The sequence below is a fragment of the Streptomyces sp. Je 1-4 4N24 genome, from assembly GCF_026239515.1.
GTDB lineage: Bacteria > Actinomycetota > Actinomycetes > Streptomycetales > Streptomycetaceae > Streptomyces > Streptomyces nigrescens.
In genome coordinates this window covers 2,947,389-2,972,204 of the sequence record NZ_CP110836.1, presented here as the reverse complement: position 1 = coordinate 2,972,204, position 24,816 = coordinate 2,947,389, and the positions used below count along the sequence as shown (strand labels likewise).

21 protein-coding genes, 1 tRNA gene and 3 pseudogenes are annotated in these 24,816 nt (G+C 70.7%); 13 read left to right on the top strand and 12 right to left on the bottom strand.

Annotated elements, in window-relative coordinates; translation table 11 throughout:
- Positions 1 to 9: 9 nt before the first annotated feature.
- A complete protein-coding gene (locus SLV14N_RS12545) occupies positions 10 to 867 on the bottom strand; it encodes a lysozyme (RefSeq protein WP_208680997.1) in 858 nt (285 codons plus the stop codon).
- 280 nt (positions 868 to 1,147) lie between these two features.
- Between SLV14N_RS12545 and SLV14N_RS12540 the strand changes: the two genes are divergently transcribed.
- Entirely contained in the window at positions 1,148 to 1,651 is a 504-nt protein-coding gene (locus SLV14N_RS12540) for a MarR family winged helix-turn-helix transcriptional regulator (protein WP_208680996.1), read from the top strand.
- Positions 1,652 to 1,803: 152 nt separating this feature from the next.
- On the opposite strand, the gene SLV14N_RS12535 is transcribed toward SLV14N_RS12540, so the two are convergent.
- Positions 1,804 to 2,649, bottom strand: a complete 846-nt coding sequence (locus SLV14N_RS12535) for a hypothetical protein (protein ID WP_263269358.1) — start codon at positions 2,647 to 2,649, stop codon at positions 1,804 to 1,806.
- 622 nt (positions 2,650 to 3,271) lie between these two features.
- On the opposite strand from SLV14N_RS12535, the gene SLV14N_RS12530 reads away from it, so the two are divergent.
- The 5 genes from SLV14N_RS12530 to SLV14N_RS12510 all read left to right on the top strand — a co-directional run bounded on the left by SLV14N_RS12530 (position 3,272) and on the right by SLV14N_RS12510 (position 9,104).
- Positions 3,272 to 6,241, top strand: coding sequence for a nitrate- and nitrite sensing domain-containing protein (locus SLV14N_RS12530; RefSeq protein ID WP_263269357.1), 2,970 nt, complete (start codon positions 3,272 to 3,274; stop codon positions 6,239 to 6,241).
- Positions 6,238 to 6,729, top strand: a complete 492-nt coding sequence (locus SLV14N_RS12525; RefSeq protein WP_208680993.1) for a roadblock/LC7 domain-containing protein — start codon at positions 6,238 to 6,240, stop codon at positions 6,727 to 6,729. The genes SLV14N_RS12530 and SLV14N_RS12525 overlap by 4 nt, the downstream gene beginning before the upstream one ends.
- On the top strand, positions 6,726 to 7,124 hold the full coding sequence (locus SLV14N_RS12520) for a DUF742 domain-containing protein (protein WP_208680992.1): 399 nt from the start codon (positions 6,726 to 6,728) through the stop codon (positions 7,122 to 7,124). The genes SLV14N_RS12525 and SLV14N_RS12520 overlap by 4 nt, the downstream gene beginning before the upstream one ends.
- A gap of 37 nt (positions 7,125 to 7,161) precedes the next feature.
- Positions 7,162 to 7,779 carry an ATP/GTP-binding protein gene (locus SLV14N_RS12515; RefSeq protein WP_208680991.1) on the top strand — a complete coding sequence of 206 codons (618 nt, stop codon included), beginning with the start codon at positions 7,162 to 7,164 and terminating at the stop codon, positions 7,777 to 7,779.
- A 71-nt stretch (positions 7,780 to 7,850) separates the two neighbouring features.
- Complete coding sequence (locus SLV14N_RS12510; RefSeq protein ID WP_263269356.1) at positions 7,851 to 9,104, top strand: styrene monooxygenase/indole monooxygenase family protein; 1,254 nt, start codon at positions 7,851 to 7,853, stop codon at positions 9,102 to 9,104.
- Positions 9,105 to 9,402: 298 nt separating this feature from the next.
- Here the strand turns inward: SLV14N_RS12510 and SLV14N_RS12505 are convergent, their stop codons facing one another.
- The 3 genes from SLV14N_RS12505 to SLV14N_RS12495 form a co-directional block, all read right to left on the bottom strand.
- Complete coding sequence (locus tag SLV14N_RS12505) at positions 9,403 to 9,666, bottom strand: hypothetical protein (protein ID WP_208680989.1); 264 nt, start codon at positions 9,664 to 9,666, stop codon at positions 9,403 to 9,405.
- Between the two features lie 36 nt (positions 9,667 to 9,702).
- The gene (locus SLV14N_RS12500; protein WP_051104009.1) at positions 9,703 to 10,443 is read right to left on the bottom strand and encodes a TetR/AcrR family transcriptional regulator; all 741 of its coding nucleotides are present in this window, start codon (positions 10,441 to 10,443) and stop codon (positions 9,703 to 9,705) included.
- 73 nt (positions 10,444 to 10,516) lie between these two features.
- Positions 10,517 to 11,464, bottom strand: coding sequence for a diiron oxygenase (locus SLV14N_RS12495; protein WP_208680988.1), 948 nt, complete (start codon positions 11,462 to 11,464; stop codon positions 10,517 to 10,519).
- A gap of 181 nt (positions 11,465 to 11,645) precedes the next feature.
- Between SLV14N_RS12495 and SLV14N_RS12490 the strand changes: the two genes are divergently transcribed.
- Positions 11,646 to 12,752 (top strand): ferritin-like domain-containing protein, encoded by a 1,107-nt coding sequence (locus SLV14N_RS12490; protein WP_263269355.1) that lies wholly within the window; start codon positions 11,646 to 11,648, stop codon positions 12,750 to 12,752.
- A 31-nt stretch (positions 12,753 to 12,783) separates the two neighbouring features.
- On the opposite strand, the gene SLV14N_RS12485 is transcribed toward SLV14N_RS12490, so the two are convergent.
- The 6 genes and pseudogenes from SLV14N_RS12485 to SLV14N_RS12460 all read right to left on the bottom strand — a co-directional run bounded on the left by SLV14N_RS12485 (position 12,784) and on the right by SLV14N_RS12460 (position 18,050).
- A complete protein-coding gene (locus tag SLV14N_RS12485; RefSeq protein WP_263273431.1) occupies positions 12,784 to 13,071 on the bottom strand; it encodes a hypothetical protein in 288 nt (95 codons plus the stop codon).
- A 102-nt stretch (positions 13,072 to 13,173) separates the two neighbouring features.
- A pseudogene (locus tag SLV14N_RS38805) lies at positions 13,174 to 13,405 on the bottom strand (hypothetical protein); the annotation flags it as partial.
- A 167-nt stretch (positions 13,406 to 13,572) separates the two neighbouring features.
- Positions 13,573 to 14,058 carry an HD domain-containing protein gene (locus SLV14N_RS12475; RefSeq protein WP_259670250.1) on the bottom strand — a complete coding sequence of 162 codons (486 nt, stop codon included), beginning with the start codon at positions 14,056 to 14,058 and terminating at the stop codon, positions 13,573 to 13,575.
- 107 nt (positions 14,059 to 14,165) lie between these two features.
- Positions 14,166 to 15,620 (bottom strand): penicillin-binding transpeptidase domain-containing protein, encoded by a 1,455-nt coding sequence (locus SLV14N_RS12470; protein WP_208680985.1) that lies wholly within the window; start codon positions 15,618 to 15,620, stop codon positions 14,166 to 14,168.
- Positions 15,621 to 16,042: 422 nt separating this feature from the next.
- A pseudogene (locus SLV14N_RS12465) lies at positions 16,043 to 17,386 on the bottom strand (FtsW/RodA/SpoVE family cell cycle protein); the annotation flags it as partial.
- A gap of 301 nt (positions 17,387 to 17,687) precedes the next feature.
- Positions 17,688 to 18,050, bottom strand: a complete 363-nt coding sequence (locus tag SLV14N_RS12460; protein ID WP_263269354.1) for a hypothetical protein — start codon at positions 18,048 to 18,050, stop codon at positions 17,688 to 17,690.
- A gap of 1,039 nt (positions 18,051 to 19,089) precedes the next feature.
- Here SLV14N_RS12460 and SLV14N_RS12455 point away from each other — a divergent pair.
- From SLV14N_RS12455 to SLV14N_RS12445, 3 genes and pseudogenes are all read left to right on the top strand, one after another.
- Complete coding sequence (locus SLV14N_RS12455; RefSeq protein WP_263269353.1) at positions 19,090 to 20,376, top strand: cytochrome P450; 1,287 nt, start codon at positions 19,090 to 19,092, stop codon at positions 20,374 to 20,376.
- Between the two features lie 319 nt (positions 20,377 to 20,695).
- Positions 20,696 to 20,911, top strand: a pseudogene (locus tag SLV14N_RS12450) (DUF262 domain-containing protein); the annotation flags it as partial.
- A gap of 1 nt (position 20,912) precedes the next feature.
- Positions 20,913 to 21,107 carry a hypothetical protein gene (locus tag SLV14N_RS12445; protein ID WP_208680982.1) on the top strand — a complete coding sequence of 65 codons (195 nt, stop codon included), beginning with the start codon at positions 20,913 to 20,915 and terminating at the stop codon, positions 21,105 to 21,107.
- A gap of 159 nt (positions 21,108 to 21,266) precedes the next feature.
- Here SLV14N_RS12445 and SLV14N_RS12440 read toward each other — a convergent pair.
- A tRNA-Arg gene (locus SLV14N_RS12440) sits at positions 21,267 to 21,338 on the bottom strand.
- 233 nt (positions 21,339 to 21,571) lie between these two features.
- Here SLV14N_RS12440 and SLV14N_RS12435 point away from each other — a divergent pair.
- From SLV14N_RS12435 to lysA, 3 genes are all read left to right on the top strand, one after another.
- Entirely contained in the window at positions 21,572 to 22,090 is a 519-nt protein-coding gene (locus tag SLV14N_RS12435) for a response regulator (protein WP_263269352.1), read from the top strand.
- Positions 22,091 to 22,186: 96 nt separating this feature from the next.
- Positions 22,187 to 23,272: an ArgS-related anticodon-binding protein NrtL gene (gene nrtL, locus SLV14N_RS12430; protein WP_263269351.1), complete on the top strand. Its 1,086-nt coding sequence runs from the start codon at positions 22,187 to 22,189 to the stop codon at positions 23,270 to 23,272.
- A gap of 26 nt (positions 23,273 to 23,298) precedes the next feature.
- Positions 23,299 to 24,690 carry a diaminopimelate decarboxylase gene (gene lysA / locus SLV14N_RS12425; RefSeq protein WP_263269350.1) on the top strand — a complete coding sequence of 464 codons (1,392 nt, stop codon included), beginning with the start codon at positions 23,299 to 23,301 and terminating at the stop codon, positions 24,688 to 24,690.
- Positions 24,691 to 24,816 lie beyond the last annotated feature (126 nt).

Sequence of the window (24,816 nt, the reverse complement as noted above, 5' to 3'; positions counted from 1 at the left end):
GGAGCCTCCTCAGCCGTTCGCCAGCGCCCGGAGCCGGTCCATCGAGCCGTTGAAGCGGTTGTGGTCACCGACCGTCGGGCCGGTCGAGGTGTACTGCCAGACGGTGTGGAAGCCCCAGCCGGCCGGGAGTTCACCGACCGAGGAGCCGTAGCGCGGGATCCACAGCGGGTTGACGGCGCCGAAGGCGGCGGAGTTGCCGGTGCACTGCTTCCACCAGCTGGTGGAGGTGTAGAGGACGGCGTCCCGGCCGGTACGCGCCTTGTAGGTGGCGAACCAGTCCTTCATCCAGTTGACCAGGCCGGCCGCGCTCAGCCCGTAACAGGTCGCGCCGTAGGGGTTGTACTCCATGTCGAGCGCGCCGGGCAGGGTCTTGCCGTCCTTGGACCAGCCGCCCCCGTGGTCGACGAAGTACTTGGCCTGGGCGGCGCCGCTGGAGGTGTTGGGGGTGGCGAAGTGGTAGGCGCCGCGGATCATCCCGGCGTTGTAGGAGCCGTTGTACTGCTGCGCGAAGTACGGGTTGGTGTAGCTGGTGGACTCCGTCGCCTTGACATAGGCGAAGCGGACGCCGCTGTTCCAGAGGGTCGACCAGGCGACATTGCCGTTGTGGCTGCTGACGTCCACCCCTTCGACGGAGGCGAGCGAGGCGGCCGGCGGTGCGCCGCCGGCCGCCGTGCCCTCGTGCCGGGCGATCTGGGAACCGGCCCAGTCCTGACCGGGGTGGGTGGGTTCCGGTGCGCGCTTCATGGCCGCGGCGCCGGCGGTGCCCGGCAGGCCGAGGAGGAGGGAGACGAGGGCGAGCAGGATCCCGGCCACGGTCGCGAGGGAGCGTGCGGGGCGGTGGGGGGAGCCGGATCTGAGCACGGACATACGTGCCTCCGAAGATCTCGGGGGATGACCTGAGGGGGGAGGAGCGGGGGGAGGAGCTGACGGCATGGCGCAGCGTGCGGACACCGAGGTGCGAGGTGCACGGCGCGCGGCGGATGCCCGGGGCTGCTTGGTATGGCCATGCCAGAAATCACGGTACGCGCGTAGACCGACGTGACAAAAGGGGGGCACTGGGCTGCCGTTGGTCTAATCCTGCGAAATACTGGCGGAGCTGCGGCTTCGGCCGCCGATGGCAGAAACTTTCAGGTGAGGAAACGCGGGAATGGGCGCTGACGTGCACAACACCGGAGCCGACGGGACGACGGCGGACGGCGAGCCGACTGGTGTGGACCACGTATTCCTCGCCCTGGAACGTGAATTGGCGGTGTTTCTCCGCCGGGCCCGTGCCTCTTCCGGCGAATTGGCACGAGAGGTGCATCCCGATCTGGAGCCCGCCGCATACGGCCTCCTTGTGCGGCTGGCCGATGCCGGCTCCCAGCGCGCCACCGACCTCGCCGGCTACTTCGGGGTCGGCAAGGCCACGATGAGCCGCCAGCTGCACGCCCTGGAGAAGCTCGGACTCGTCGCCCGCGAACCGGACCCGGCGGACGGCCGCGCGGTCCTGGTCCGCATCACCGACGAGGGCCGCGAACGCTTCACCCGCGTCCGTACCGGCCGCCGCGCCCAGTACGCCCGCCGCCTCGCCTCCTGGGACCGCGGCGAGGTCGCCGAACTCGCCCGACTGCTGCACCGGCTGAACGCGGAGCAGGAGGGCGACGAGGCATAGCGGGCCTCGGCACCGGGCCCCGCGTCAGCCCCGCAAGAGCGGCGGGGCATCACGGAAACCCCCTGGCCACAGCCGTGGCGGCCGCCGCCGGGCCGTACCGTCGCGGGGCCGTTCCCTCACGACGGGAAAGGAAACCCGCCCGCCGGTGATTGTCACGGCGCCACAAAAATCACCGCCGCGTCGTCCCGCGCCTTCCCGCGCGCAAACGCCGCGCCCGCCGGGTCCGCCGCCTCCGCGGCCCGCACCCGGTCGATCAGCGCCTGAGGACCCTGCCGGGACACCAGGGCCACACAGTCCGCCCAGGAACCCTCCCGGAAGACCTCGACCCAGCGGCCGGCGCCGTCGCTGAGGGCGGTCAGGGAGCGGAGACCGGCGCGCGGGGTGCTGCCGGTCACCGCGCGGGCGGCGACCGCCGGATCGGCGGCCGCGGTGAAGAAGCCGCCCTCCGCATTGCGCAGCGCCTCGACCGCGCGGCCGTACTCCCGCCCCGCCGCGGCCCGTTCCGCCGAGCCCCGGGGCAGCCCCCGTACGGCGGCCCGCAGGTCCCGGACCGCGGGCGGCAGTTCGTCCAGCCGGGAGTCGAGCACCGGATCGACCGAGCCGTCCGCCCGCTCCAGGAGGAGCACCGAATCGGACAGGACGAGGTACTCCACGGTGACCCCGGACCACCGCGCGGCGATCACGGTTGCCTGCGGAGTGCGGACGTGAGAAAGGTCACAGGTTTCCCGGTGGCCGTCGGCTGTCCGGGAGATGGCCGCGGCGAGAGCCTCAGGGAGCGTCATATCCCGGTGTGAAACAGACAGTTCGAGCATTGCGCCACCGAGCCGCGCGGTGAACCACGGCACCCCGTGCGCACAGCCGTGGTCCTCTTCCGGCGGCGTCACGCCGTCCAGCAGGACCAGAGCTCCGCCCTGACCGGAGGCCGGCAGGGCTACCGATGCATAGTCCTCGTTTGGGCGTTGGGGATCGCCCGGCTCGGTGGCGAGTGCGATGTGCATACCCGGAAGTCTGCCGGAGGCGGTGGTTCTGCCCTGGTCGTCGGGGGCCCGCGGCGGCGTCGGCGCCGGCCGGCCGGGAGGCTTACCGAGGGTACGGACCGGCGGGCCGGCGGCATGCGGGCGCGCATCTTTCCAGGACCGGGACGCATCTCCAAACCCGTTCGGGGGTTGCGTGAGGTTGCCGCCGAAATCAAGGGTGCACGGAAGTTGATGGTCAAACTCCTAGTGATGTTCACTCCTTCAGGTGGCCGGGCATGTGTTGCCGAGCCACTGCGCGGCGCCGGTGGAATGGTCGTTGCCCGGATCATTGGGGTGAGGTCAGGACATTCGTCGCGACGCGCAGAGCCGGGCTGTTTCCCTTCGCGGAAGTGTGCGCTGCTGCGGTCCTCGCGCAGGTCCGCTCCGCGAGCGGAGAAGCGAGCCGGGTCCGCGACGCCATAGGGCGTGAGCAGGCGAGACAGGAATGCGAGCAGCGGTGCGGAAGATGCGGCTTCGAGGCGGCGCAGGGAAGCCGGGTTCACCGGCCGGTTCGATCCCGGGACCGGGCACGGGCTCGGCTCCTGGCAAGGGCCCGGACACGACGGGCAGTGGTGAGGAGCCCACGGGACGGCGTCCCGCGCGAGTGCGCAACAGGCTGGTCGGGGCGGTGGCCGTGGTGGCCGCCGCCGTCATCGGCGCCGGCGCCCCCGGCCTGGCGGCGACCGCCGACCACGCCAACACCGGCCAGCAACTGGTCGATCTCGCCGAGCTGAACGCCCGCGCCATCGCGCTCGCGCACTCCCTCGCCGATGAACGCGACGGCATGACCGCGTATGCCGCCACCGGACGCGGCAGCCGTACCGCCGCGGGGACGGGCGCCACCGGAACCGACGGCGCCGCGGCCGCCCGGCCCCAGCGTGCCCGTGTGGACCGGCAGATCGACGAGCTGCGCTCCGAGGCCCAGGACGCCTCGGGCGACACCGCCGTCTACCGGACCGCCGCCAAGCTGTTGGCCGCACTGCCGCAAACCCGCCAAAAGGCGCTGTCGGGGCCCGGATCGGCCGAGCAGACCTATAACGCCTACACCGAGGCCCTCCAGGCACTCGGTGCGATCAGCGACGACATCGCCCGCGGACTGCCGGCCCGCGCGGACTCCGCCGACGCCGACACCCGCGCGCTGCCCGCCCTCGGCCGCGCCGCCGAACAGGCCGCGGGCACCCGTGCCCTGCTGCTCGCCGGGCTCACCGCGGGCGGCAGCCAGCCCCGGCTCACCACCCTTGCCCAGGTCGCTCACCTCCGGGAACAGGGCGCGCTGGGCGACTTCCGGCAGACCGCGGGCCAGGCCGCCCAGGACCGTTACGACCGCACCGTCAACGGCGCGGAGGTCAACACCGCCGAGCGCTATCTGACCCGGCTGACCGACCAGCCCCGTCTGGACGCCGCCGACTTGCGGCTCAGCCGCCAGCGGGTCCAGAGCACCCTCACCACCCGCATCGGACTGATGCGGGGCGTCGAATCCGCCATGGCCACCGCCGACATCCAGCGGCTCGGCGCGCTGCGCGACGACGAGGTGACGGAGCTGGAGATCCGCATCGGTCTGGAAGCGCTGTGCCTGCTGCTGGCCGTCGGTGCCGGCGTCTGGGCCGCCCGCTCCCTGACCCAGCCGCTCGCGGCGCTGCGGATCGGCGCCAAGCGGGTGGCCGCGGACCCCGCGCACGAGGAGCCCATCACCTACAAGGGCCGCAACGACGAATTCGCCGCCGCCGTACGGTCCGTCAACGCGCTGCACGCCCAGGTCGGCGAGCTCGCGCGGCGCACCACCGAACTGGAGGGCGAGCGCAAGCGGCTGATCGGCGGGCGGCAGCGGCTGGTCGCCGAGCGCGAGGTGCTCCAGGAGCAGGGCGAGACGCTCAAGGAGGAGATCGCCGATCTCACCGAGCGGCTGGCCGCCCTGCACAACGGTGTGCACGGCCGGTTCGTCAACCTCTCGCTGCGCACCCTCGGTCTCGTGGAGCGCCAGCTCAACGTCATCGAGTCGCTGGAGGAGAGCGAGCAGGACCCGGAGCGGCTGGAAACCCTCTTCAAGCTGGACCACTTCGCCGCGCGGATGCGCCGCAACAGCGAGAACCTCCTCGTCCTCGCGGGCGCGGAACAGCACAGCACCAACCACCAGGGCCCGGTGCCGCTGCTGGACGTGCTGCGCGCCGCGATCAGTGAGATCGAGCGGTACGAGCGGGTGCGCATCCAGTCGCTGCCGCCGCACTCCCAGGTCGCCGGGTTCGCCGCGGACGACCTCAGCCACCTGGTCGCCGAACTCCTGGAGAACGCCACCGCGTTCTCGCCGCCGAACGCCCATGTGGAGCTGTCCGGCTGGCTGCTGGAGAGCGGCGAGGTCATGCTCTCGGTCCAGGACGAGGGCATAGGGATGACCTCGGAGCGGATGGCCGAGCTCAACGAGCGGCTGGCGGACGTCGACGCCGCCTCCTCCTCGGAGACCGTCGACGAGGCGCTGGGCCTCGGGCTGTACGTCGTGGTGCGGCTGGCCGCCCGGCACGGTGTCCGGGTCCAGCTGCGGGACGCCAAGCAGGGCGGCGTCACCGCCGTCATCGTGCTGCCCGGCTCGATCCTGCCCACCCGCCCGGCTCCGACGGCCTCCTCGGCCACCGCGTCCCAGGACGTGACGCACACCCCGAGCCTGCCCGGTTCGGTCGCCGAGGCGAACTCCAACGCGCTGCCGTCGCGGGCGTCGCGGGCCGAACCGGCCGCGGTGGACGGCGCGGCGGCCCCCGCCGCGGTCCCGGCCCAGGACACCCCCCGGACCGTCGAGCGCTCCGACGGTCACGACGCCGTACCGGGCAGCAGCCCGGAGGGCACCCCGGACGCGGACCCGACGCCCGCCGCCGACCCGTTCGTCGTCGCCGCGGAACGCGCGATCGACGCCGCCGGGCTCGGCGCCCCGGCCGAACCGGCACCGGCGCCCGCCGCGCAGCAGCCGTCCGGTCCCACCACGTACGCCGCGTCCGAACCGAGCCCGTACGGCCCGCGGTCGCCCGGCCCGTACGGCGCGACCACCAGCGGCAGCGGCGAGCATGTGCGGCCCGAGGAGGAGCCGCTCCCGGCCGGGGACCCGGCGCCCGCGGACACCGGCCGCCATGAGGCCCCGGCCTCCGGGCCCGACACGTCCGGCGCGCCCGCGTCCGATCCGTACGCCATCGGTCCGGACCAGCACACGCACGCAGGGACGGACGCGGCACCCACGGACGCGGCGGCGGCACCGGCCGACGCGTCCCCGGCCGGCACACCGGCCGACCCACAGACCGCTGCCGCCCCGCCCGCGGGGAAGCAGCGGACGACCGAGATGGGGCTGCCCAAGCGCACGCCCAAGGTCGTGGCGCAGCAACAGGCGCCCGCCGCCCCGCGCAAGAGCGGAGCGGCCAACGCCGAGGCGCTGCGGCGCCGGCTCGGCGGTTTTCAGGCGGGGGCGCGAGTCGGCCGACGTGAAGTCGAGGCCGAGATTGCGGAAAGTACGGCGGAGCAGACCATCTCACAGACGGACACCGACGGAGCGGGGGCCCCGGGAGAGAGCCACGTTGTCGAGGAGGCACGCGATTGAATGCGCAAGCGCCCACTGCTTACGGACAAGGCCTGAGCAGCCAGGCACAGAATCTGCACTGGCTGCTGACCAACCTGGTGGACGAGGTGCCAGGTATCCGCTCGGTCGCGGTGGTCTCCTCCGACGGCCTGCTGCTGCTGTCGTCCGACCCCGGCCGGGCGGACGAGGCGGCACAGCCGGGGACTGACGGTCCGCGGGGATCCAGCGCGGATCTGGCCACGATCGTGTCCGGGCTCGGCAGTCTCACCAACGGTGCCGCCAAGCTCATGGACGGCGGGTCGGTCAAGCAGACGATGATCACGATGGACGAGGGCAGCGTGTTCGTCATGTCGATCAGCGACGGTTCGCTGCTCGGTGTGCATGCCACCCCGGACTGCGACATGAACGTCATCGCCTACCACATGGCGCTGTTCGTCGGCCGGGCCGGCCATGTCCTCACCCCCGAACTCCGCAGCGAATTGCGCAAGTCGATGGAGAGCGCCCAGTGAGTAAGAGTCCAAAACTCCCCGTACGTGGGGACCGGAAACCCTCGCGCGTGCGGCCGTACTCGCTCACCGGCGGCCGGACACGGTTCGGCCATGTACTGCTCGTCGAGACGTTCGTGGCCGCCCTGGAGGCGCCCGAGGAGCGGCGCGAGCTCACCTCCGGCGGCTGGGGTGACCGGGTGATGCCGGAGATGCGGGCGATCGTCGAGCTGTGCCGCCGGATGCGCTCGGTCGCGGAGATCTCCGCGCTCCTCAAGATGCCGCTGGGCGTGGTCCGTGTGCTGCTCAGCGACCTCGCCGACCAGGGAAAGATTCGCGTCTACGGCACCGGGCACGGCTCCGGCCGGCCCGACCGCGCGCTGCTCGAAAGGGTGCTGAGTGGACTTCACAGGCTCTGACACGATATCGGCCGGATCGACGGCGACCGCCGGTTCCGTGGGTCAGGCCGACCCGGCGGCCACGGCCGCCGACGCGGGGCTGCAGAGCTGGCAGACGGACCGTTCGCGGGCGCCGATCGCCACCAAGATCGTGGTGGCGGGCGGCTTCGGTGTCGGCAAGACCACGTTCGTCGGATCGGTCTCGGAGATCACCCCGCTCCAGACCGAAGCGGTGATGACACAGGCCAGCGCCGATACGGACGATCTGACCGCCACCCCGGAGAAGACCACGACCACGGTCGCGATGGACTTCGGGCGGATCACCCTCGACCAGGAACTGGTGCTGTACCTGTTCGGCACGCCCGGACAGCAGCGCTTCTGGTTCATGTGGGACGACCTGGTGCGCGGCGCGATCGGCGCGATCGTGATGGCCGACACCCGCCGCCTGGAGGACTGCTTTCCGGCGCTCGACTACTTCGAGAGCTGCGGACTGCCGTACGTCGTCGCGGTCAACCACTTCGAGGGGACCGAGGCCTTCGCCGTCGAGCACGTCCGCGACGCGCTGACCGTGCCGCCGCAGGTACCCGTAGTGATCATGGATGCGCGGAAGCGGACCACGGTGATCGAGTCGCTGCTCGCGCTGGTCGGCCACGCCCTGGAGACCGCGCCGGAGTAACCGGACCCGTAAGGTCGCGCCCCTCCCCCCACTCACCTCCGAACACCAGCAGTAATAGAGAAGAGCCCGCCATGCGGAAAATACTCATCGTCGGAGCCGGCCAGTCCGGTCTCCAGCTCGCCCTGGGTCTCCAGTCCCAGGGCTATGAGGTCACCCTCATGTCCAACCGCACGGCCGACGAGATCCGTGCCGGCCGGGTCATGTCGACGCAGTGCATGTTCCACACCGCGCTCCAGCACGAGCGCGACCTCCAGATCAACTTCTGGGAGAACCAGGCCCCGCGCATCGAGGGCCTCGGTGTCTCGGTCGCCGCGCCCGGCAGCCACGAGGCGCCCGAGGGCACGCAGCGCGCCATCGACTGGGTCGGCAAGCTGGACGGCTACGCCCAGTCCGTCGACCAGCGGGTGAAGATGGCCGGCTGGATGGAGACCTTCGCACAGCGCGGCGGCCAGCTCGTCATCCACGGCGCGGCCGTCTCCGACCTCGACTTCTTCGCGAGCCGCTACGACCTGACGCTGGTCTCGGCCGGCAAGGGCGAGCTGGTGTCCATGTTCGGCCGGAACCCGGAGCGTTCCCCGTACGACGCCCCGCAGCGCGCACTGGCCGTCGCCTACGTCCACGGTCTGGGCCCGCGCCCCGAGCACCCCGACTACGACGCGGTGCGCTGCAACCTGGTGCCCGGTGTCGGCGAGCTGTTCGTCATGCCGACCTACACGGTCTCCGGCCGCGCCGACATCCTCTTCTGGGAGGGCATACCCGGCGGCCCGCTGGATGTCTTCCAGGGCGTCAAGGACCCCGACGAGCACCTCGCCACGACGCTGGAACTGATGGAGAAGTTCCTGCCCTGGGAGTACGCCCGCGCCACCAAGGTCGAACTGACCGACGCCAACGGCACGCTGGCCGGCCGCTACGCCCCCACCGTGCGCAACCCCGTCGGCCGGCTGCCCTCCGGCGGTCTGGTGCTCGGTGTCGCGGATGTCGTGGTCGCCAACGACCCGATCACCGGCCAGGGCTCCAACTCGGCGTCCAAGTGCGCCGCCTCCTACCTCGCCTCCATCGTCGAGCGCGGTGACCGGCCCTTCGACGAGGACTGGATGCGGACCGCGTTCGAGCGCTACTGGACCACCGCCCAGCACGTCACCAAGTGGACGAACGCGATGCTGGCGCCGCCGCCGGAGCACATCCTCAACCTCATCGGCGCGGCCGGCCAGCTGCAGCCCGTCGCCGACCGCTTCGCCAACGGCTTCAACGACCCGTCCGACTTCGAGAACTTCTTCTATGAGCCGGAGAAGACGGCCGCCTATCTGGCGTCGTTGACGGGGTAACGGTCTCTCCCACGCTTTTGGCTGCGGCGGGGGCTTGCCTTCCCACGTTTGTGGGTGCGGCGCCGTGCTTTTCTCCCCGCCTTCGGCGGGGAGGGTGTGTTTTGTGGGTTGCCGCCGCGGCGCAGGCTGTGTCGTGGTGGCGGTGACGGGCCTCCGGTGGTGGGTTGCGGGACTGCTTCGCTTTACGTCCCGCAACCCACCCCCTCCGGCCCGTCACCTCACGTGGTTGCCGCGGCTGTCCCTGGTGGGGGATCGGGGATGAGGTGGCGGCCGGTGAGTCTCTGCGGGTCTTTGGTGGTCAGCGGGGCTTTCGCCAAGGCCACTTGGGGCCGGTGGAGGGTTTTCCGGCGGGGTCGTACTCGTACTTCCAGCCGCTGGGGAGGCCCAGGCGGCTCACCCGTGCCGGGACGCGGCGGTAGACATGGACCGTCGGCGGCCGGTTGTTGTCGTTCGGGACCGGCACCTCGTACGTCTTGGGCGGCTGGCCGGTCATGCCGACCAGGACGGGCAGGACCCGGCCGTCCAGCGGGCCGCCGACGAAGAGGGTGTTCTCGCTTCTCACGGTCTCAGTGTCACACCGCCCCGGTCCGGCGGCGGCTCACAGCAGATGCGCGGCGTCACTCACGACGGGCAGGGTGCGGCGGGCCAGATCGCCGGCCGGGCCGTCGGAGGTCTCCAGCTTCAGCGCCGCCCGGGTCACCCGGGCGGTCTGCGGGTCCCCGGCCGCGGTCGCGGTCAGCAGCGCGATGAAGTGGTCGACCAGCCAGTTCCGCAGCTCGTCGAGGGTCGGCTGCTTGTCCTCGTCGAGCCAGATCAGCGAGGCGGCCTCGACCGCGGTGATCCACATCCGGACGGTCATCCGCAGCCGCAGGCCCGGCTCCGGTTCGCCCAGATGCCGCAGGATCTGGTCGGCCGCGGCCCGCCGTACCTCGTCGACGATCGCGGTCGTGCGGGTGGTCTCCACGACGCTGCCGCCCTGGAGCAGTGCGCTGAACCCGGCGTCGTGCTCATCGACGAACGCCAAGTACCGGTCCAGCGCGCGGGACAGCCGCTGGGTGAGCGGCCCGGTGTCCGGCTCGGCGAAGCAGCGCTCCAGGATGTCGGCCGCGCTGCGCAGTGCGGCCTCGTACAACTGCTGCTTGCCGCCGGGGAAGTAACGGTAGACGAGCGGCCGCGAGACCCCGGCGGCAAGGGCGACATCGTCCAGGGAGACGTCCTCGGGCGCGCGCTGTGCGAACAGGTCCAGCGCGGCGGTGAGCAATTGGCTGCGGCGCTGCTCCACGCTCAGCCTGCGGTAGGCGGGTCGGGGTACTGCTGGGGCGGTGCCGCTGCCGTTCATGAACAGCAGCGTAACCGGCCCGGATGTCGGCTCGTACAGGTGCTCGGGGTCTGCCGGGTCCATGCCGCCCGCTTCAGGCCAGCAGGCCCGAGCTCCGCCACAACCTGCGGCCCACACCCCGCAGTACGCCGATCTCGTCCAGGAAGTCGGTCAGCCGCCGGGCACCGGACTGCATCACCTCGCGGCGGTGGCCGCTGGCCCTGACCTGGGCGACGGCCTCGCGCCTGTCCAGGCCGACCTGGGCGTAGACCGCCGGATTGACGAAGGCGACGGAGAACACCCGGGCCGCCTCACCGGAGCTGATCCGGGTCAACTCCCGCTCCCAGCGCGGCGCGGTGACCATCTGGCGGCGCAGCTCCTCGCGGGCGTAGCGCACATGCCGGGCCTCCTCGACGACATGGATACGGGTCACTCCGCGCACGAGGGTCTGCACCCGCTCGTCCGGGAAGGTCAGCCGCTGCATCCAGTCCAGGATCTCCTCGCCGAGCAGGGTGCAGGCGAACGACCCCGGGGTGGTGGAGACCGTCTTGAGGATGCGGGCGAGGTTGTGGTTGAGGCGGGAGACCGGATACGCCGGCGCGCCGCCCTTCTGGATCATGCGCGCGAACATCTTGGAGTGCCGGCACTCATCGGCGATCTCGGTGAGCGCGTAGCGGACATGCGCGCTGGTCACCGGCTTGTCGTAGATGTGCCGCACGAGCAGCTGCATCAGGATGATCTCGAACCAGATGCCCAGCGAGGCGAGCGAGGCGGCCTCGTGCCGGGACAGGTCCTGCTGCTGCGCCGGCGACATCTTCCGCCACAGCGGGGTGTCATAGAGCGAGACCAGCTCCGGCGGCCAGAACCACTTGCCTTCTTCGAGGGGCGCGTCCCAGTCGAGCTCGGTGTCGGGGTCGAAGGAGTGCTTGGCGGAGGAGTCAAGGAGTCGCTCGGCGACCTGTTCCCGGTCCTTGAGCAGACCGAGGGCGTCCCGCAGCACATCGGTGTCCGTCTCGGTCATTGCGGTGGGCGCGCTCGTCATGGCTGTGGCTACCTCGCTACTGGGGTCGGGGCCGGTCCTACCCGCGGTCAACTCTTATGAGACTGCGCGTCAGCAAGCTCGTCAATCCCCCGTGCACGACTTATTGACCCTTCGGTAAGAAACGTGTGAGCCTGCCAACGACCGCCCATGACAAGGCGTTTGGCGAGCCGAGGAGGCGTCCGTGTCGACCCGAGATCTCTACGTACAGGACCCAGGCGACCCTGTGTGGAAGGTGCCCGCCACCGGCGCGGCCCGTTTCAGCTGGGACTACGACGACGGACGTGACCGGCTGCTCGCGCTCTACCAGAAGGGCAAGGACAAGCAGTGGGACGCCAATCTGCGGATCGACTGGGGTCTGGAGGTCGACCCCCAGGACCCGCTCGGCACCCCGGACGAGTCGATGTCCCTGTACGGCACCAAGTACTGGGACAAAATGACCGAGAAGGACCGGGGTGAGCTGCGTCAGCACTACACCTCCTGGCAGTTCAGCCAGTTTCTGCACGGCGAGCAGGGAGCGATGGTGTGCGCGGCGCGGATCGTCGAATCCGTGCCGGACCTCGACGCGAAGTTCTACTCCGCCACGCAGACCATGGACGAGGCGCGGCACGCCGAGATATACAGCCGCTTCCTCCAGGAAAAGATCGGGATGCTCTACCCGGTCAACGACAATCTCCAGGAACTGCTGTCCGACACCCTCAAGGATTCCCGCTGGGACATGCCGTATCTCGGTATGCAGGTGCTGATCGAGGGCCTGGCGCTGGCCGCCTTCGGCATGATCCGCGACACCACCACCAAGCCGCTCCCCAAGCAGATCCTCGCGTATGTCATGCAGGACGAGGCGCGCCACGTCGCCTTCGGGCGCATGGCGCTGCGCGACTACTACAAGCAGCTCACCGATGCCGAACTCCGCGAGCGCGAGGAGTTCGTCATCGAGGGCTGCTATTTGATGCGCGACCGGCTGCGCGGTCTGGAAGTCCTGGAGAACTTCGGCATTCCGCATGACGAGGCCGCCGAATTCACCGAGCGCTCCGAGTTCCTGCATCTCTTCCGCAAGCTGCTGTTCAGCCGCATCGTGCCGTGTGTGAAGGACATCGGCCTGTGGGGCGAACGCCTCCAGCGCGCCTATGTGGACATGGGCGTCTTCGAGATGGGCGACTCCAATCTCGATCTGCTGATGGCCCAGGACGAGGAACTCGCCGAGAAGCTGGACGCGGAGCGCTTCGCGGCCGAGGAGGAGGCCCGTACGGCGGAGGTCGCGGCGGCCATCGCGGAGGGGGCCGAGGGCTGACCTCCGGGGGCGGCCGGCCCCGCCCCCGCCGTCAGGACGTCCCGCCGGGAAGCCCGGTGGGCAGAAAGCCGAGCACCTGGCGGCCGAGCTCGTCGACGTCGGCGTACGGCAGGGAGTGGTGCGTGACCCCCGCCAGGGTCACGATCCGTACGCCCGCCAGGGTCCGTTCGGCCTGCGCCGCGACCCGGCGCGGATCGTGTGTCCGGCTGTCCTCGGCCAGGAGCAGCAGGGTCGGCACGGCCCCTCCGGCCCGCGCGGCGTCCGGCCGCGGCCCGGTGACCACCTTCGCGGCCCGGAACTCGACGGCGCCCCGGCCCATCAGCCGCACCAGCGCGGGCGCCGGCGGCGCACCCCGGGTCTCCCACTCCAGGAACCGCCGGGTGCTCCGCTCCCCGGGCCGTACGAACAGCGGCAGCGCCCGCAGCGCCCAGTGCTCACCGGGACCGTACGGTCCAGTCGATCGCGTCGAGGATGACCTGCCCGGTGGTGTAGCGGCGGACGCCGACACCCTCCAGGGCGGCGGCGATCACACGGGCGGCTTCGGGGGCCTCGGGGGCCTCGGGGGCCGGATGAGGTGCGGTCCGTCCGGACGACGATGCGGACTGCGCGGGCTCCCAGGGCTGCGAAGGCTGCGAAGGCTGCGTTGGGCTCATCGCCGCAGACTAGCTGTGTAGGGCATCTTTCTGTGTGGGTGTCCGAGGTGCGGACCCGGCTGCCCGGCGGCCCGGCGGACGGGCGCGGCGGGCCGGTGCCCGGCGGACGAGCGCGCGCGGGCCGGTCTCCGGCGGACGAGCGCGCGGGGGCCCGGCCCCGGCGGCCGTTACGGCTCGGACAGTCCCAACAGCGCCCGCACCCGGGCGTACTTCGCCGTCAGCCGCTCCCGCGTCGGCGCGTCCAGCACTGCCAGCCGGACCGGATCGGCGTTGTGCGCAAGATCCGACTCCTTGACCAACAGCGCCCCCGGCGTGGCCAGAATGCGTGCGGTGTACGCCTCGACCGGTTCGTCCGCCCGCTTGGTGACGGCCAGGACCATCGCCTTGACCGCCTCGCTCAGCGCCGCACCGGCCAGCCACTCCTCGCTCAGCGCCCCGTCCTCGACCGCATCGTGCAGCCAGGCCGCGGCGATCTGCTCGTCACTGCCGCCCCGCTCGCGCACGCCCGACGCGACCGCCGCCAGATGCTCGGCATACGGACGGCCCGCCTTGTCGGTCTGCCCCGAGTGCACGCGCCGGGCCAGCGCCTCCACTTCGGCCAGGGACAGCAGCGGGGGCGGGGCGGGTTCCATGGGCGGGATCGCGTCAGCCATACGGCCATTGTGACGCCCGTGGTGGCTCCGGTGACGCGCGGCCGCCACGGTGAGGCGCGAACAGCCGGGGTCCCAGGAGCCGGGAGGGGCGTCAGCGCGCCAGGACCTCAGTGCACCGCCGCCGCCATCACCGCCCGCGCGATCGGCGCCGCGCTCCCCCCGCCGCTGATGTCCGCACGGTCGGCGGCCGCGTCCTCGACCACCACGGCCACCGCCACGGCCGGCTCATAGCTGTCCTTCGCCCGCGCCCACGAGATGAACCAGGCGTACGGCGTGCCCTCGTTGCGCACACCGTGCTGTGCGGTGCCGGTCTTGCCGCCGACCGTGACGCCCTTGATGGCGGCCCGTCTGCCGCTGCCGTGCGCGACGACGTCGATCATCATCTCCTGGAGCTGCTGTGCGGCGACCGGGCCGATCACCTGTCGCGTGGGGCGGTGCGGACCGGCCGCGATCATGACACCCCTGGCATCGGTCACCTTGTCGACGAGCGACGGCGGCGCCAGCCGGCCCCCGTTGGCGACCGTTGCCGAGACCATCGCCATCTGGAGCGGCGTGGCGGCGGTGTCGTACTGCCCGATGGCGGACAGCGCGACCTGCGAGGCATCCATCCGGGTATCGAAGTTGCTGGGCGCGACCGGCGAGGGGATGCGCAGCCGAGGGTCGTTGAAGCCGAACCTCCGGGCCATGGCGGCCATGTCCCGCAGCCCGATCCGGGCACCCAGCCGCGCGAAGACAGAGTTGCAGGAGGCCCGGAAGGCGTCCTTGAGCGGGGCGTCCTCGCAGCCCTCCGCGGCATTGCCGAGCAGGGTGGCGGTGCCGGGCAGGGGGTAGGGATCGGGCGAATCCGTCGGGGCCTCGATATCGGTGACCTTGCCGCTCTCCAGCGCGGCCGCCGCGGTGACGACCTTGAAGGTGGAGCCGGGCGGATAGGTCTGCTGCAGCGCCCGGTTGAGCATCGGCCGCGGCCCGGCGCCGTTCAGCCGGTGCCAGGCCGCGCTGACCGCGGCGTCGTTGCCGGACAGCTCACCCGGGTCGTACGAGGGCGTGCTCACCAGCGCCAGAACCCTCCCCGTACGCGGCTCGATCGCGGCCACCGCGCCCTTCTTGCCCCCCAGCCCGTCGAACGCGGCGCGCTGCATCCGGGGGTTGACGGTGGTGTGGACGCTGCCGCCCGGACGGTGGGTGCGGGTCAGCTGGTCCCACCAGGGGAAGGTGGCGAGCCGGTCGTCGAAGCCGGCGAGGATGCCGTCCTCGGCGCTCTCCAGCAGCGAGGTGCCGTAGATCTGCGAGGAGTAGCCGGTGACCGGCGCATAGAGCGGTCCCTCGGTGTAGGTGCGCTCGTAGCGCAACCGCCCGCCGCTGTCCCGGGAACCGGTGACCGGCCGGCCCGCGACGAGCACGGCGCCGCGCGGCTGCTCGTAACGGGCGATCGGCCCCCGGCGGTTGGCCGGGTTGGCGCCGTAGCTCCCCGTCTCGACGACCTGCACCCGCGCGGCGTTGACCAGCAGCGCAACGAGGAGAAGGAAGGAGAACGCCGCGGTGTGCCGAATACAGCGGATCAACGGCCCGCCTCCGGGGAGGGGGCGTCATCGGCAGCGGCCGGTGGCGGGGTTGCCGGGGGCCGGTCCTGCGCCTGGGGGCGGGCCTTCGAGTGTGTCTGGGCCTGCGCCTCGGGGCGGCCCTTCGACTGCGTCGGCCCCTGAGCCTGCGTCTGCCCCCGCGCCTGTGTCAGGGCTTGCGCCTGTGTCCGGGCTTGCAGTTCCGTCCGGCCCTGGGACCGCATCTGGTCCTGGGACCGCGTCCGGTCCTGGGACCGCGTCCGGTCCTGGGACCGCGTCGGTTTCAGAAACCCCGCCACCCAGCTCCCCGCCCCGAACCCCGCGTCCCTTCCGGCTGTGTGCGCCCCCTGGCTCCTCGCCGGGCTCGCCGTACCGCGGCTCCCCGCGCTGTCGCCTGTCCCGTTCCCGACCCTGATGCCGTTCCCTTCCGGCCGTGGCGTCCGCGCCCGGTCGCTGATCCGCAGCAGCAGCGCGATGATGATCCAGTTCGTGACGACGGACGATCCGCCCTGCGCGAGAAACGGCATCGCCATCCCCGTCAGCGGAATCAGCCCCGTCACCCCGCCCGCGATGACGAAGACCTGAAGGGCGGGCAGCGCCGCCAGCCCCACGGCCAGCAGGCTGCCGAACGGATCCCGCAGACCGAGCGCGGCCCGGTAGCCGCGGGCCACCAGCAGCGCGTACAGCAGGAACAGTGCGGTCAGTCCGGCCAGCCCGAGTTCCTCGCCGAAGGTCGCCAGGATGAAGTCGGACTTCATGGCGAAGCCGATCAGAGAGGAGTGGCCCTGACCGAGGCCGGTGCCGAGCATCCCCCCGGCGGCGAACGCGAACAGCGACTGGGCGAGCTGACCGGGCCCCCGGCCCGCCGCGATACCGGCGAACGGATGCTGCCAGTCCTCGACCCTGCTGTGCACATGCGGCTCCAGTGTGCCGACGGCGGCCGCCCCGACGCCCGCCAGGACCAGCCCGACCGCGATCCAGCCGGTGCGCCCGGTGGCCACGTACAACAGGACGACGAAGATGGCGAAGAAGAGGAGCGAGGTGCCCAGATCACGCTCCAGGACCAGCACCGCGACGCTGATCAGCCAGATCGCGACGATCGGTCCCAGCACCCGGCCGGTGGGCAGCCGCAGCCGCCCCATCCGGCGTCCCGTGTGGGCCAGCGCGCTGCGGTTGGCGGCAAGATAGGCCGCGAAGAAGACGGTGATCAAAACCTTGGCGAACTCGCCCGGCTGAATGGAAAATCCGGCGATACGGATCCAGATCTTCGCCCCGTTGATGGCGGGGAAAAGAATCGGCGCCGCCATCAGCAGCAGCGCGAGCGCCGCACAGAGATAGGCGTACCGCTGCAGCATGCGGTGGTCGCGCAGCAGCACCACCACCATGATGAAGAGCCCGACGCCGACCGTCGACCACATCAGCTGGGTGGGCGCGGCATGGTCGGCCGGGGTCTCCAGATCGAGCCGGAAGATCAGCACCAGCCCGAGCCCGTTGAGCAGCACGGCGGTGGGCAGCAGCAGCGGATCGGCATACGGGGCGCGAAAGCGGACGGCGAGATGCGCGAGCAGCGCGAGTGCGCCGAGCCCGGCGCCGTACCGGACCGCACCGCCCGGCAGCGCATGCCCTCTGGCCAGCCCCACGACCACATATCCACAGACGCTGATCAGGACCGCGCCTACGAGGAGGGCCAGTTCGATGCCCCGTCGCTTGGGCAGCAGTGGCAACGGTGGGGGAGTGTCCGCCGGGCGTGCGGCCGCCGCCCTTGCCATTGCCGTCATGCCTGGCAACGTAGCAAGCGGCGACCGTTATTTCCGTTATGCCGGATGCGACGTTCGGGGCGTACGTGCCCGTCGCGCGGCAGCGTAGGGGTGCGACAGGCCGGGGGGTAGGGGTCCCGTAGGGGGTGACAGGGGTGCCGTCAGCACGCGCCGCCGGGGCGCCTCCCCGCCGCATGCCGGTCCGGCCTCTGCCGGTCCGGCCTCTGCCGGTCCCACCTCTGTCGGTCCCACCTCTACCGGTCCCACCTCTGTCGGTCCCACCTCTGCCGGTCCCACGTCTGTCGCTTGCGCCTCAGCACCACCGCGGGTCCTCCCCGTCGTGCACGATGTCCCGCGTCGAGGACCAGACGTACGAGGCATCGCTGAGCCTGAACCAGACCGGGTTGCCCTCGACGCGCTGCCCGTTGACCCGGCAGGTGATCCCCACCACGGTCCCGTACTCCTTCATGCCGATCGCGCTGTACTCGGTACTCGGCCCGGTACGCAGCACCAGGCCCTCCTTGGCGACGACCCGGCCCTCGTACTCGACGAGCTCGTCGTCCTCGCCGTCGTCGGCCGCCAGGGCAGGGCCGGCTGCGAGGACCCCGGCCAGCGCACCGGTCAGAAAGCAAAGCGCGAACGTGCTGAACTTGCCGGACTTCGACTTCGGAAACATGCGCTTCCTCCTGCGAAGGGGAGAGTCCCAGGGGAGTCCCTGTGGGGTGAATCGAGCAGAGTTGCCGGGCGTCACTGGACGGACGGGCCGGGGCCGAAGCCCCGCCGGTGCGGTGCCTGGCGCACCCTTCCCCGGCTGCGAGTGCGGCTTCCCTCTGTCGCGCGCCGCCCTCTCGCGCCGCGCTTGCCGTGCCGCCTGCCTCGCTCCCCTCTCACGCTAAAGAGGCCGCGGAGAGTCCGCAACTCATCACACTCCGTAATGAGGGGTGGGGTGGGGGCGGGTCGCGTCCGCGTCAGAATCCGGGCCGGGCCGGGCCGGGTCGGGTCGGGGCCGGGGTCGGAGTCGGGGCCGGGGCCGGGCTGAGGTCGGGGTCGGAGTCGACGGGGTGCCGCCATGGGGCCCGCAGTGCCCCAACGTCCCGCCCGAGGCTCACGGAGGCCGCCGCACCGCCCTAACTCACCCTCCCCAAAGTACCGTTCACCACCCCGCGCGGCGCCCGAGCGCCCGCCCACCGCGACGCCCCGAGTGCCCGCCCATCGCGGCGCCCCCAGCGGCCTGTCCACCGCACCCGCCATCGGGCGACACCCCCACAAGGCCTGTCGCCCGCCGCAAGGGCAAGCGGCTGCGCGGCATCGGCGACGTGCTGACCTACCGGACGCGCCAGTTCGCCGTCGTGCAGGGGAGTGCGCGAGGGTGGTGGGGGCCTGGAGCCGCGGGGGCATGTCTAAGGGAAGAGTCAGGGATGAACCAGGGGTCTCCCAGGGGCATCCCGGGTTGTTCCGTGAACGCGGCCAATGGCACTTTGTAAACTCGTCCAGACCGAATAGAAGAAGAAGGCCGAGGCCGAGCTCGTCACGCTGATGCGGACGACCGAAGACTCCGGTCGATGGCATGGACCTGTGCCATGACCACCGTAAGCGAGGGGCTATGGCGTACGTCACACCCGTGCACGCCGAGTGGAGGTTCCGTGCTGCACCGGCCGTCTTGGGCCGCCGAGCGCGGGTGACCGTCCCCCTCGACGAAAGGCAGTATTAGCGTCATGACGACTCTCCGTTCCCGGATCATCGCCTGGGCCGGCCGTATGTATCTGGCGAGAACACAGAAGAAAGGCTTCGACCTGTCTCGAATGTCTTTCTTGCCCGAGTCCGTCCTGATGCCATTGCGGCGCGACGGCCTCAACCCTGTGGGCGATTTGGCGGCCGTCCGGGAGCGGGAGCCCGTCAGCAAGCTTCCCGTGCCGATAGCTGCCAACGTCTGGCTGGTCACCGGCTACGACGAGGTCAAGGCGGTGCTGGGGAAGGCCAATGCCTTCAGCTCGGACTTCACCAACCTCGTCGGCAAGGCCGGTGCCGGTGCCGAACAGAATCCCGGCGGACTCGGATTCGCCGACCCGCCCGTGCACACCCGTCTCCGCCGGCTCCTGACCCCCGAATTCACCATGCGGCGCCTCGGGCGGCTCACGCCCCGTATCCATGAGATCGTCGAGGAACGTCTCGACGCGATGGAAAAGGCGGGCAAAGACGGCGACCCGGTCGACATTGTCCACTCATTCGCCCTTCCCATCCCCTCCCTCGTCATTTGCGAGCTCCTCGGCGTCCCTTACGAAGACCGCGCCGATTTCGAACGCCTCAGCGCCGCCCGCTTCGACCTTTTCAGCGGCGCGAACGCCTCCTTCGGCGCCATATCTGAATCTCTTTCCTATTTCCGGGACATCGTCAAGAAGCAGCGCGAGAACCCGGGCGACGGCCTGCTCGGCATGATCGTGAAGGAACACGGCGACTCGGTCAGCGACGAAGAGCTGGCGGGCCTCGCCGACGGTGTCCTCACCGGCGGCTTCGAAACCACCGCCAGCATGCTGGCCCTCGGCGCCCTGGTCCTCCTCCAGGACCCGAAGCACTTCGCGGCCCTTCACGACGGCGATGACGTCGTCGACAGCTACGTCGAGGAACTCCTCCGTTACTTGACCGTCGTACAGGTGGCCTTCCCGCGCTTCGCCCGCGAGGACCTGGAAATCGGCGGCGTCCAGATCGCCTCCGGAGATGTGGTGCTGTGCTCACTGAGCGGTGCGGACCGGGACGGCAAACTGGGCCCGGAAATGGAACAGTTCGACCCCACCCGCAATGTCCCCTCCCATCTCGCCTTCGGCTACGGAATTCACCGCTGCGTAGGCGCGGAACTGGCCCGGATGGAACTCCGTGCCGCCTACCCCGCTTTGGTGCGCCGCTTCCCGAACATGCGCCTTGCCGCCAATCCGGAGGACCTGGAATTCCGCAAGCTCTCCATCGTCTACGGAATCGAATCCCTGCCGGTGCGCCTGGACGGCTGACCCCACCCCAGCTCCGCGTCCCCCATTGACCGGGCACTTGGCCGAGTGGCTTGGCGCCCGGTTTTTGGCTGTCCGGCCCACCGGCGGATGTGCACGCGGCTCCCCCCCCCCGGCCACCGAAGGCCGAACGACACGGCACGAGACAGCACGGGACGGCACGACACAACACAACACACGCGGAACTTCCCTCCCAGGAAGACCGACACACGGCCCGGCACCTTCCGTCGCGGGCAAAGCGGACGACGTCCCCGGTTCCCCTGACCGCGGCACGCAGCTACGAGACGATGGCTGTCGGCGGGACCACGTCGGGAGGGGACGCGTGCACGCGCAAGAGACCACGTTCAGCAAAATCGTCCAGGGTGAGAAGCAGTTCCAGATTCCGCTGTATCAGCGCACTTACAGCTGGCACCGAGAAGAGCTGCGGCAACTGTGGGACGACGTACTGGAATTGGTCGAAGACCATCTGGACGGCAGGCAGCCGGCCGCGCATTTCGTGGGATCGGTGGTCCTTGCGCCGGGCCGGATCACCGCCGGGGATGACGCGGCTGAACGACATCGACGGCATCGACCTGGCCGAAGCGAAACTCGACCTGCGCCCGTCCTTCCCGGTCGAGGCCTTCGCCGACCACGGGGACGACATCTCCGCGGTGCTGGAATGGTTCCTCCACACCGTGGTGCTCGCGACGGCGCACCGAACGCCCGACGGCGACGTTCCCGCCGCCCGCAGGTGAAGAGGACCGGAACGGGGGCCGGGGAGCGACGCGATGCCGGCCCTTTGGCGCTTGGAGGAGTGCGCACACAGAAAGGCAGACAGAAAGAGAAGCCGAACGCGAAAAGACCCTCTCCCAGTTTTCACTGGCTAGAGGGTCCTTCAGGCACTTCCTGCGAAGTGCCCCCGGCAGGATTCGAACCTGCGCACACGGCTCCGGAGGCCGTTGCTCTATCCCCTGAGCTACGGGGGCGTTGCCGCCTGTGTTCTCGTGGCGACGGGTAGAACACTACCAGCTCTGATGGGGTGTTCATGAACAGGTTTCGCGGGAGGCGGGTGAGGGGCCGAGAAGGGGTGGCCGGGGGTCCTAGCGCATGTGAGGGGCGTGGCGGTGAGGGTCGGGCAAAGGTCCCTCGCACGGGGGCGGAAGTGGGGAAAACCGGGACGCAGTCACAGGTGGGGTCCTAGTCTCATGGTGTGCCTGGCTTGTCCGGTCGGATCCTTGTTGTCGACGACAACAAGGTGATCCGCCAGTTGATCAGGGTCAATCTCGAGCTGGAGGGCTTCGAGGTCGTGACCGCGGCTGATGGTGCCGAATGTCTGGATGTCGTGCACCACGTGAGACCTGATGTCGTGACCCTTGATGTCGTGATGCCGCGGCTCAACGGTCTGCACACCGCGGCGCGGTTGCGCTCCGATCCGCGGACGTGGGACATCCCGATCGCCATCGTCAGCGCGTGCACCCAGGGCGAGGTGGACAACGGCGAGACAGTGGGCGTGGACGCCTTTCTCGCGAAGCCGTTCGAGCCGGCCGAGCTGGTACGGACCGTGGAGATGCTGGTGCGTGAGGGCCGGCAGCGGCAGCGGGAGCGTGGGCCCGCGGGTGGGGCCGAGGAAGAGGACGGGGAGAGCGACGGGGGCGGGGGAGGGGCGGGGCGCGGCGCCTCGTCCGGTGGGGTCGCCGCGTCCGGTGGGGTCGGCATGGTGGACGCGGGCGGGGAATAGCCGGAGAGGTGACCGGGCGCCCTGGAACGCTGCGTGGATGTCCACAGGGCGAAACCGGGTCGCATAGGTACCCCCGGTCTCCCATACGCTTGTCCTGTGACCCCCGCTGAGCTCTCCCGTACCGTCCTGCGCTCCGTGCGTGGTGCGGTGGAGGAGCAGGAGCTCTCCGTGCCCGTACCGGCGCGGATCGTGGTGCAGCCGCCGCCGCGGCCGGGGTGTGGGGACTACGCCTCCAATGTCGCGCTGCAGCTCGCCCGGCAGGCGGGGCGGCCGGCTCGCGAGGTCGCCGAGATTTTGCGGAAGCGGCTGATCGGGAGCGCCGGGATCACCCGGGTCGAGATCGCCGGGCCGGGATTTCTGAACTTCACGTTGGGGGACGGGGCGCAGGTCGCGCTGGTGCGGGAGGTGCTGGCGCAGGGGGACGGTTACGGGGACCGGAGTGTGCGCAGTGTCCGTGTCCGCGGTGTGGGCGGTGGCGATGTTGCCGGCCCAGGATCCAGCCCCGAGCCTGACCCCGCCGGCCCTGCCCCCAGCGCCCGTGACGTCGTCGTCGCCGAGGCGCTGGCGCGTATCCGGGCAGCGGCCGGAGCAGCGGCCATCGACGGTCGTCGGGCCGCCCCCGTGGCCACCCCACCCGACCTGACTGCCCTCATCGCCCGTCTCGGCGTCGATGAAGCGCGCTGGGTGTTGTTGCGGCCTGCCGCGCAGGATCCGGTGCGGGTGCCCGAGCGGCCCGTGCAGCGGGAGAGCAATCCGCGGTTCCGGGTGCAGTATGCGGCCGCGCGGGCGCGGGCGCTGGGGCGTTACGCGCAGGAGCTGGGATTCGGGAGCGAGCCGGGGGACGTGGGCGCTCCGGCGCGCGGCGAAGCCGTGGGCGAGAGCCCGTCGGACGGGGCCGCATCCGCCGCTCAGACCCTGCAGACCTTTCACACCCTCCTCGCCACCTATCCCTCCGCCATCGAGGCCGCCGCGCGGCTCCGGGCGCCGGACCGGGTGGTGCGGCATCTGGAAGCGACGGCGGACGCGTTCTTCCGGTGGCATGACATCTGTCCGCCGCTGCCCGTCGGGGAGCAGAAACCCTTGGCCGTGCATCGCGCCAGGCTGGCCCTTGCCGAGGCCGGAGGGACGGTGCTCGCCAACGGCCTGCGTCTGCTCGGCATCTCCGCCCCCGAACACCTCTGAACGATTTTGAGGGGATCTCCACTGTTATGAGCCGTTCCGCGCACCCCGCAGGGCCCCGGCACGCCGATGTGTTGCCCGAGGGCCATTACGCCGGGCCGCCCGCCGATCTGAACACCCTCGACCCGCGGGTCTGGTCCCGTACGGTCGGGCGCAATGCCGACGGTGTGGTCACCGTCGGCGGGCTGGATGTCACCGCGCTCGCCGAGGAATTCGGTACACCGGCGTATTTCCTGGACGAGGATGACTTCCGGGCGCGCTGCCGGGCCTGGAAGGACGCTTTCGGGCCGGAAGCTGATGTGTTCTACGCCGGGAAGGCTTTTCTGTCCCTGGCCATCGTGCGGTGGCTGAACGAAGAGGGACTGAACCTCGACGTCTGTTCCGGGGGCGAACTGGCCACGGCGCTGGCGGCCGGAATGCCGGCCGAGCGGATCGCCCTGCACGGGAACAACAAGAGCACCGAGGAAATCACCCGGGCCGTGGAAGCGGGCGTCGGGCGGATCGTGCTCGACTCGTTCCAGGAGATGGTGCGGGTCGCGCATATCGCGGAGCGGCTGGGCAAGCGGCAGCGGGTGCAGATCCGGGTCACGGTCGGTGTCGAGGCGCATACGCATGAGTTCATCGCGACCGCGCACGAGGACCAGAAGTTCGGCATCGCGCTGGCGGGCGGACAGGCGGCGGAGGCCGTGCGCCGGGCGCTCAAGCTGGACGGCCTGGAGCTCATCGGAATTCACAGCCATATCGGGTCGCAGATCTTCGATATGGCGGGATTCGAGGTATCGGCCCGCCGGGTGGTGCAGCTGCTGACCGAGGTGCGGGACGAGCACGGCATCGAGCTGCCCGAGATCGACCTGGGCGGCGGCCTCGGCATCGCGTACACCTCGGACGACGATCCGCGCGAGCCGCATGAGATCGCGACGGCGCTGGGGGAGATCGTGCGCCGGGAGTGTGAGTCGGCGGGGCTGCGGATGCCGCGGCTGTCGGTCGAGCCGGGGCGCGCGATCGTGGGCCCGACGGCCTTCACGCTGTACGAGGTCGGCACGGTCAAGGAGCTGGAAGGGCTGCGGACCTATGTGTCCGTGGACGGCGGGATGTCGGACAACATCCGCACGGCGCTCTACGACGCGGAGTACAGCGTGGCGCTGGTGTCGCGCACCTCCGATGCCGAGCCGATGCTCTCGCGCGTGGTCGGCAAGCACTGTGAGAGTGGCGACATCGTCGTGCGCGATGCTTTCCTGCCGGCGGACGTGGCGCCCGGGGATCTGCTCGCGGTGCCGGCGACCGGTGCGTACTGCCGTTCCATGGCGAGCAACTACAACCACTCGCTGCGGCCGCCGGTCGTAGCGGTCAGGGACGGTGCCGCCCGGGTGATCGTCCGGCGGGAGACGGAGGAAGATCTCCTGCGGTTGGATGTCGGGTAGGGCCGGATCGCCGGATCCCTGTCCTGGATGAAATAAATGTCTCGGCATCTGGACGATGGGCGGAAACTGCCGTCCGGTGCGTGAGACTTGTGCATGAGCAAGCTGGAATTCGCTGATCGATGAGAA

Excerpts from the sequence above, each read along its gene's own strand:
- SLV14N_RS12545 (WP_208680997.1), bottom strand. The coding sequence starts at position 867 with ATGTCCGTGCTCAGATCCGGCTCCCCCCACCGCCCCGCACGCTCCCTC.
- SLV14N_RS12540 (WP_208680996.1), top strand. The coding sequence starts at position 1,148 with ATGGGCGCTGACGTGCACAACACCGGAGCCGACGGGACGACGGCGGAC.
- SLV14N_RS12535 (WP_263269358.1), bottom strand. The coding sequence starts at position 2,649 with ATGCACATCGCACTCGCCACCGAGCCGGGCGATCCCCAACGCCCAAAC.
- SLV14N_RS12510 (WP_263269356.1), top strand. The coding sequence starts at position 7,851 with ATGCGGAAAATACTCATCGTCGGAGCCGGCCAGTCCGGTCTCCAGCTC.
- SLV14N_RS12500 (WP_051104009.1), bottom strand. The coding sequence starts at position 10,443 with ATGAACGGCAGCGGCACCGCCCCAGCAGTACCCCGACCCGCCTACCGC.
- SLV14N_RS12495 (WP_208680988.1), bottom strand. The coding sequence starts at position 11,464 with ATGACGAGCGCGCCCACCGCAATGACCGAGACGGACACCGATGTGCTG.
- SLV14N_RS12485 (WP_263273431.1), bottom strand. The coding sequence starts at position 13,071 with ATGGGCCGGGGCGCCGTCGAGTTCCGGGCCGCGAAGGTGGTCACCGGG.
- SLV14N_RS12475 (WP_259670250.1), bottom strand. The coding sequence starts at position 14,058 with ATGGCTGACGCGATCCCGCCCATGGAACCCGCCCCGCCCCCGCTGCTG.
- SLV14N_RS12460 (WP_263269354.1), bottom strand. The coding sequence starts at position 18,050 with ATGTTTCCGAAGTCGAAGTCCGGCAAGTTCAGCACGTTCGCGCTTTGC.
- SLV14N_RS12455 (WP_263269353.1), top strand. The coding sequence starts at position 19,090 with ATGACGACTCTCCGTTCCCGGATCATCGCCTGGGCCGGCCGTATGTAT.
- SLV14N_RS12445 (WP_208680982.1), top strand. The coding sequence starts at position 20,913 with ATGACGCGGCTGAACGACATCGACGGCATCGACCTGGCCGAAGCGAAA.
- lysA (WP_263269350.1), top strand. The coding sequence starts at position 23,299 with ATGAGCCGTTCCGCGCACCCCGCAGGGCCCCGGCACGCCGATGTGTTG.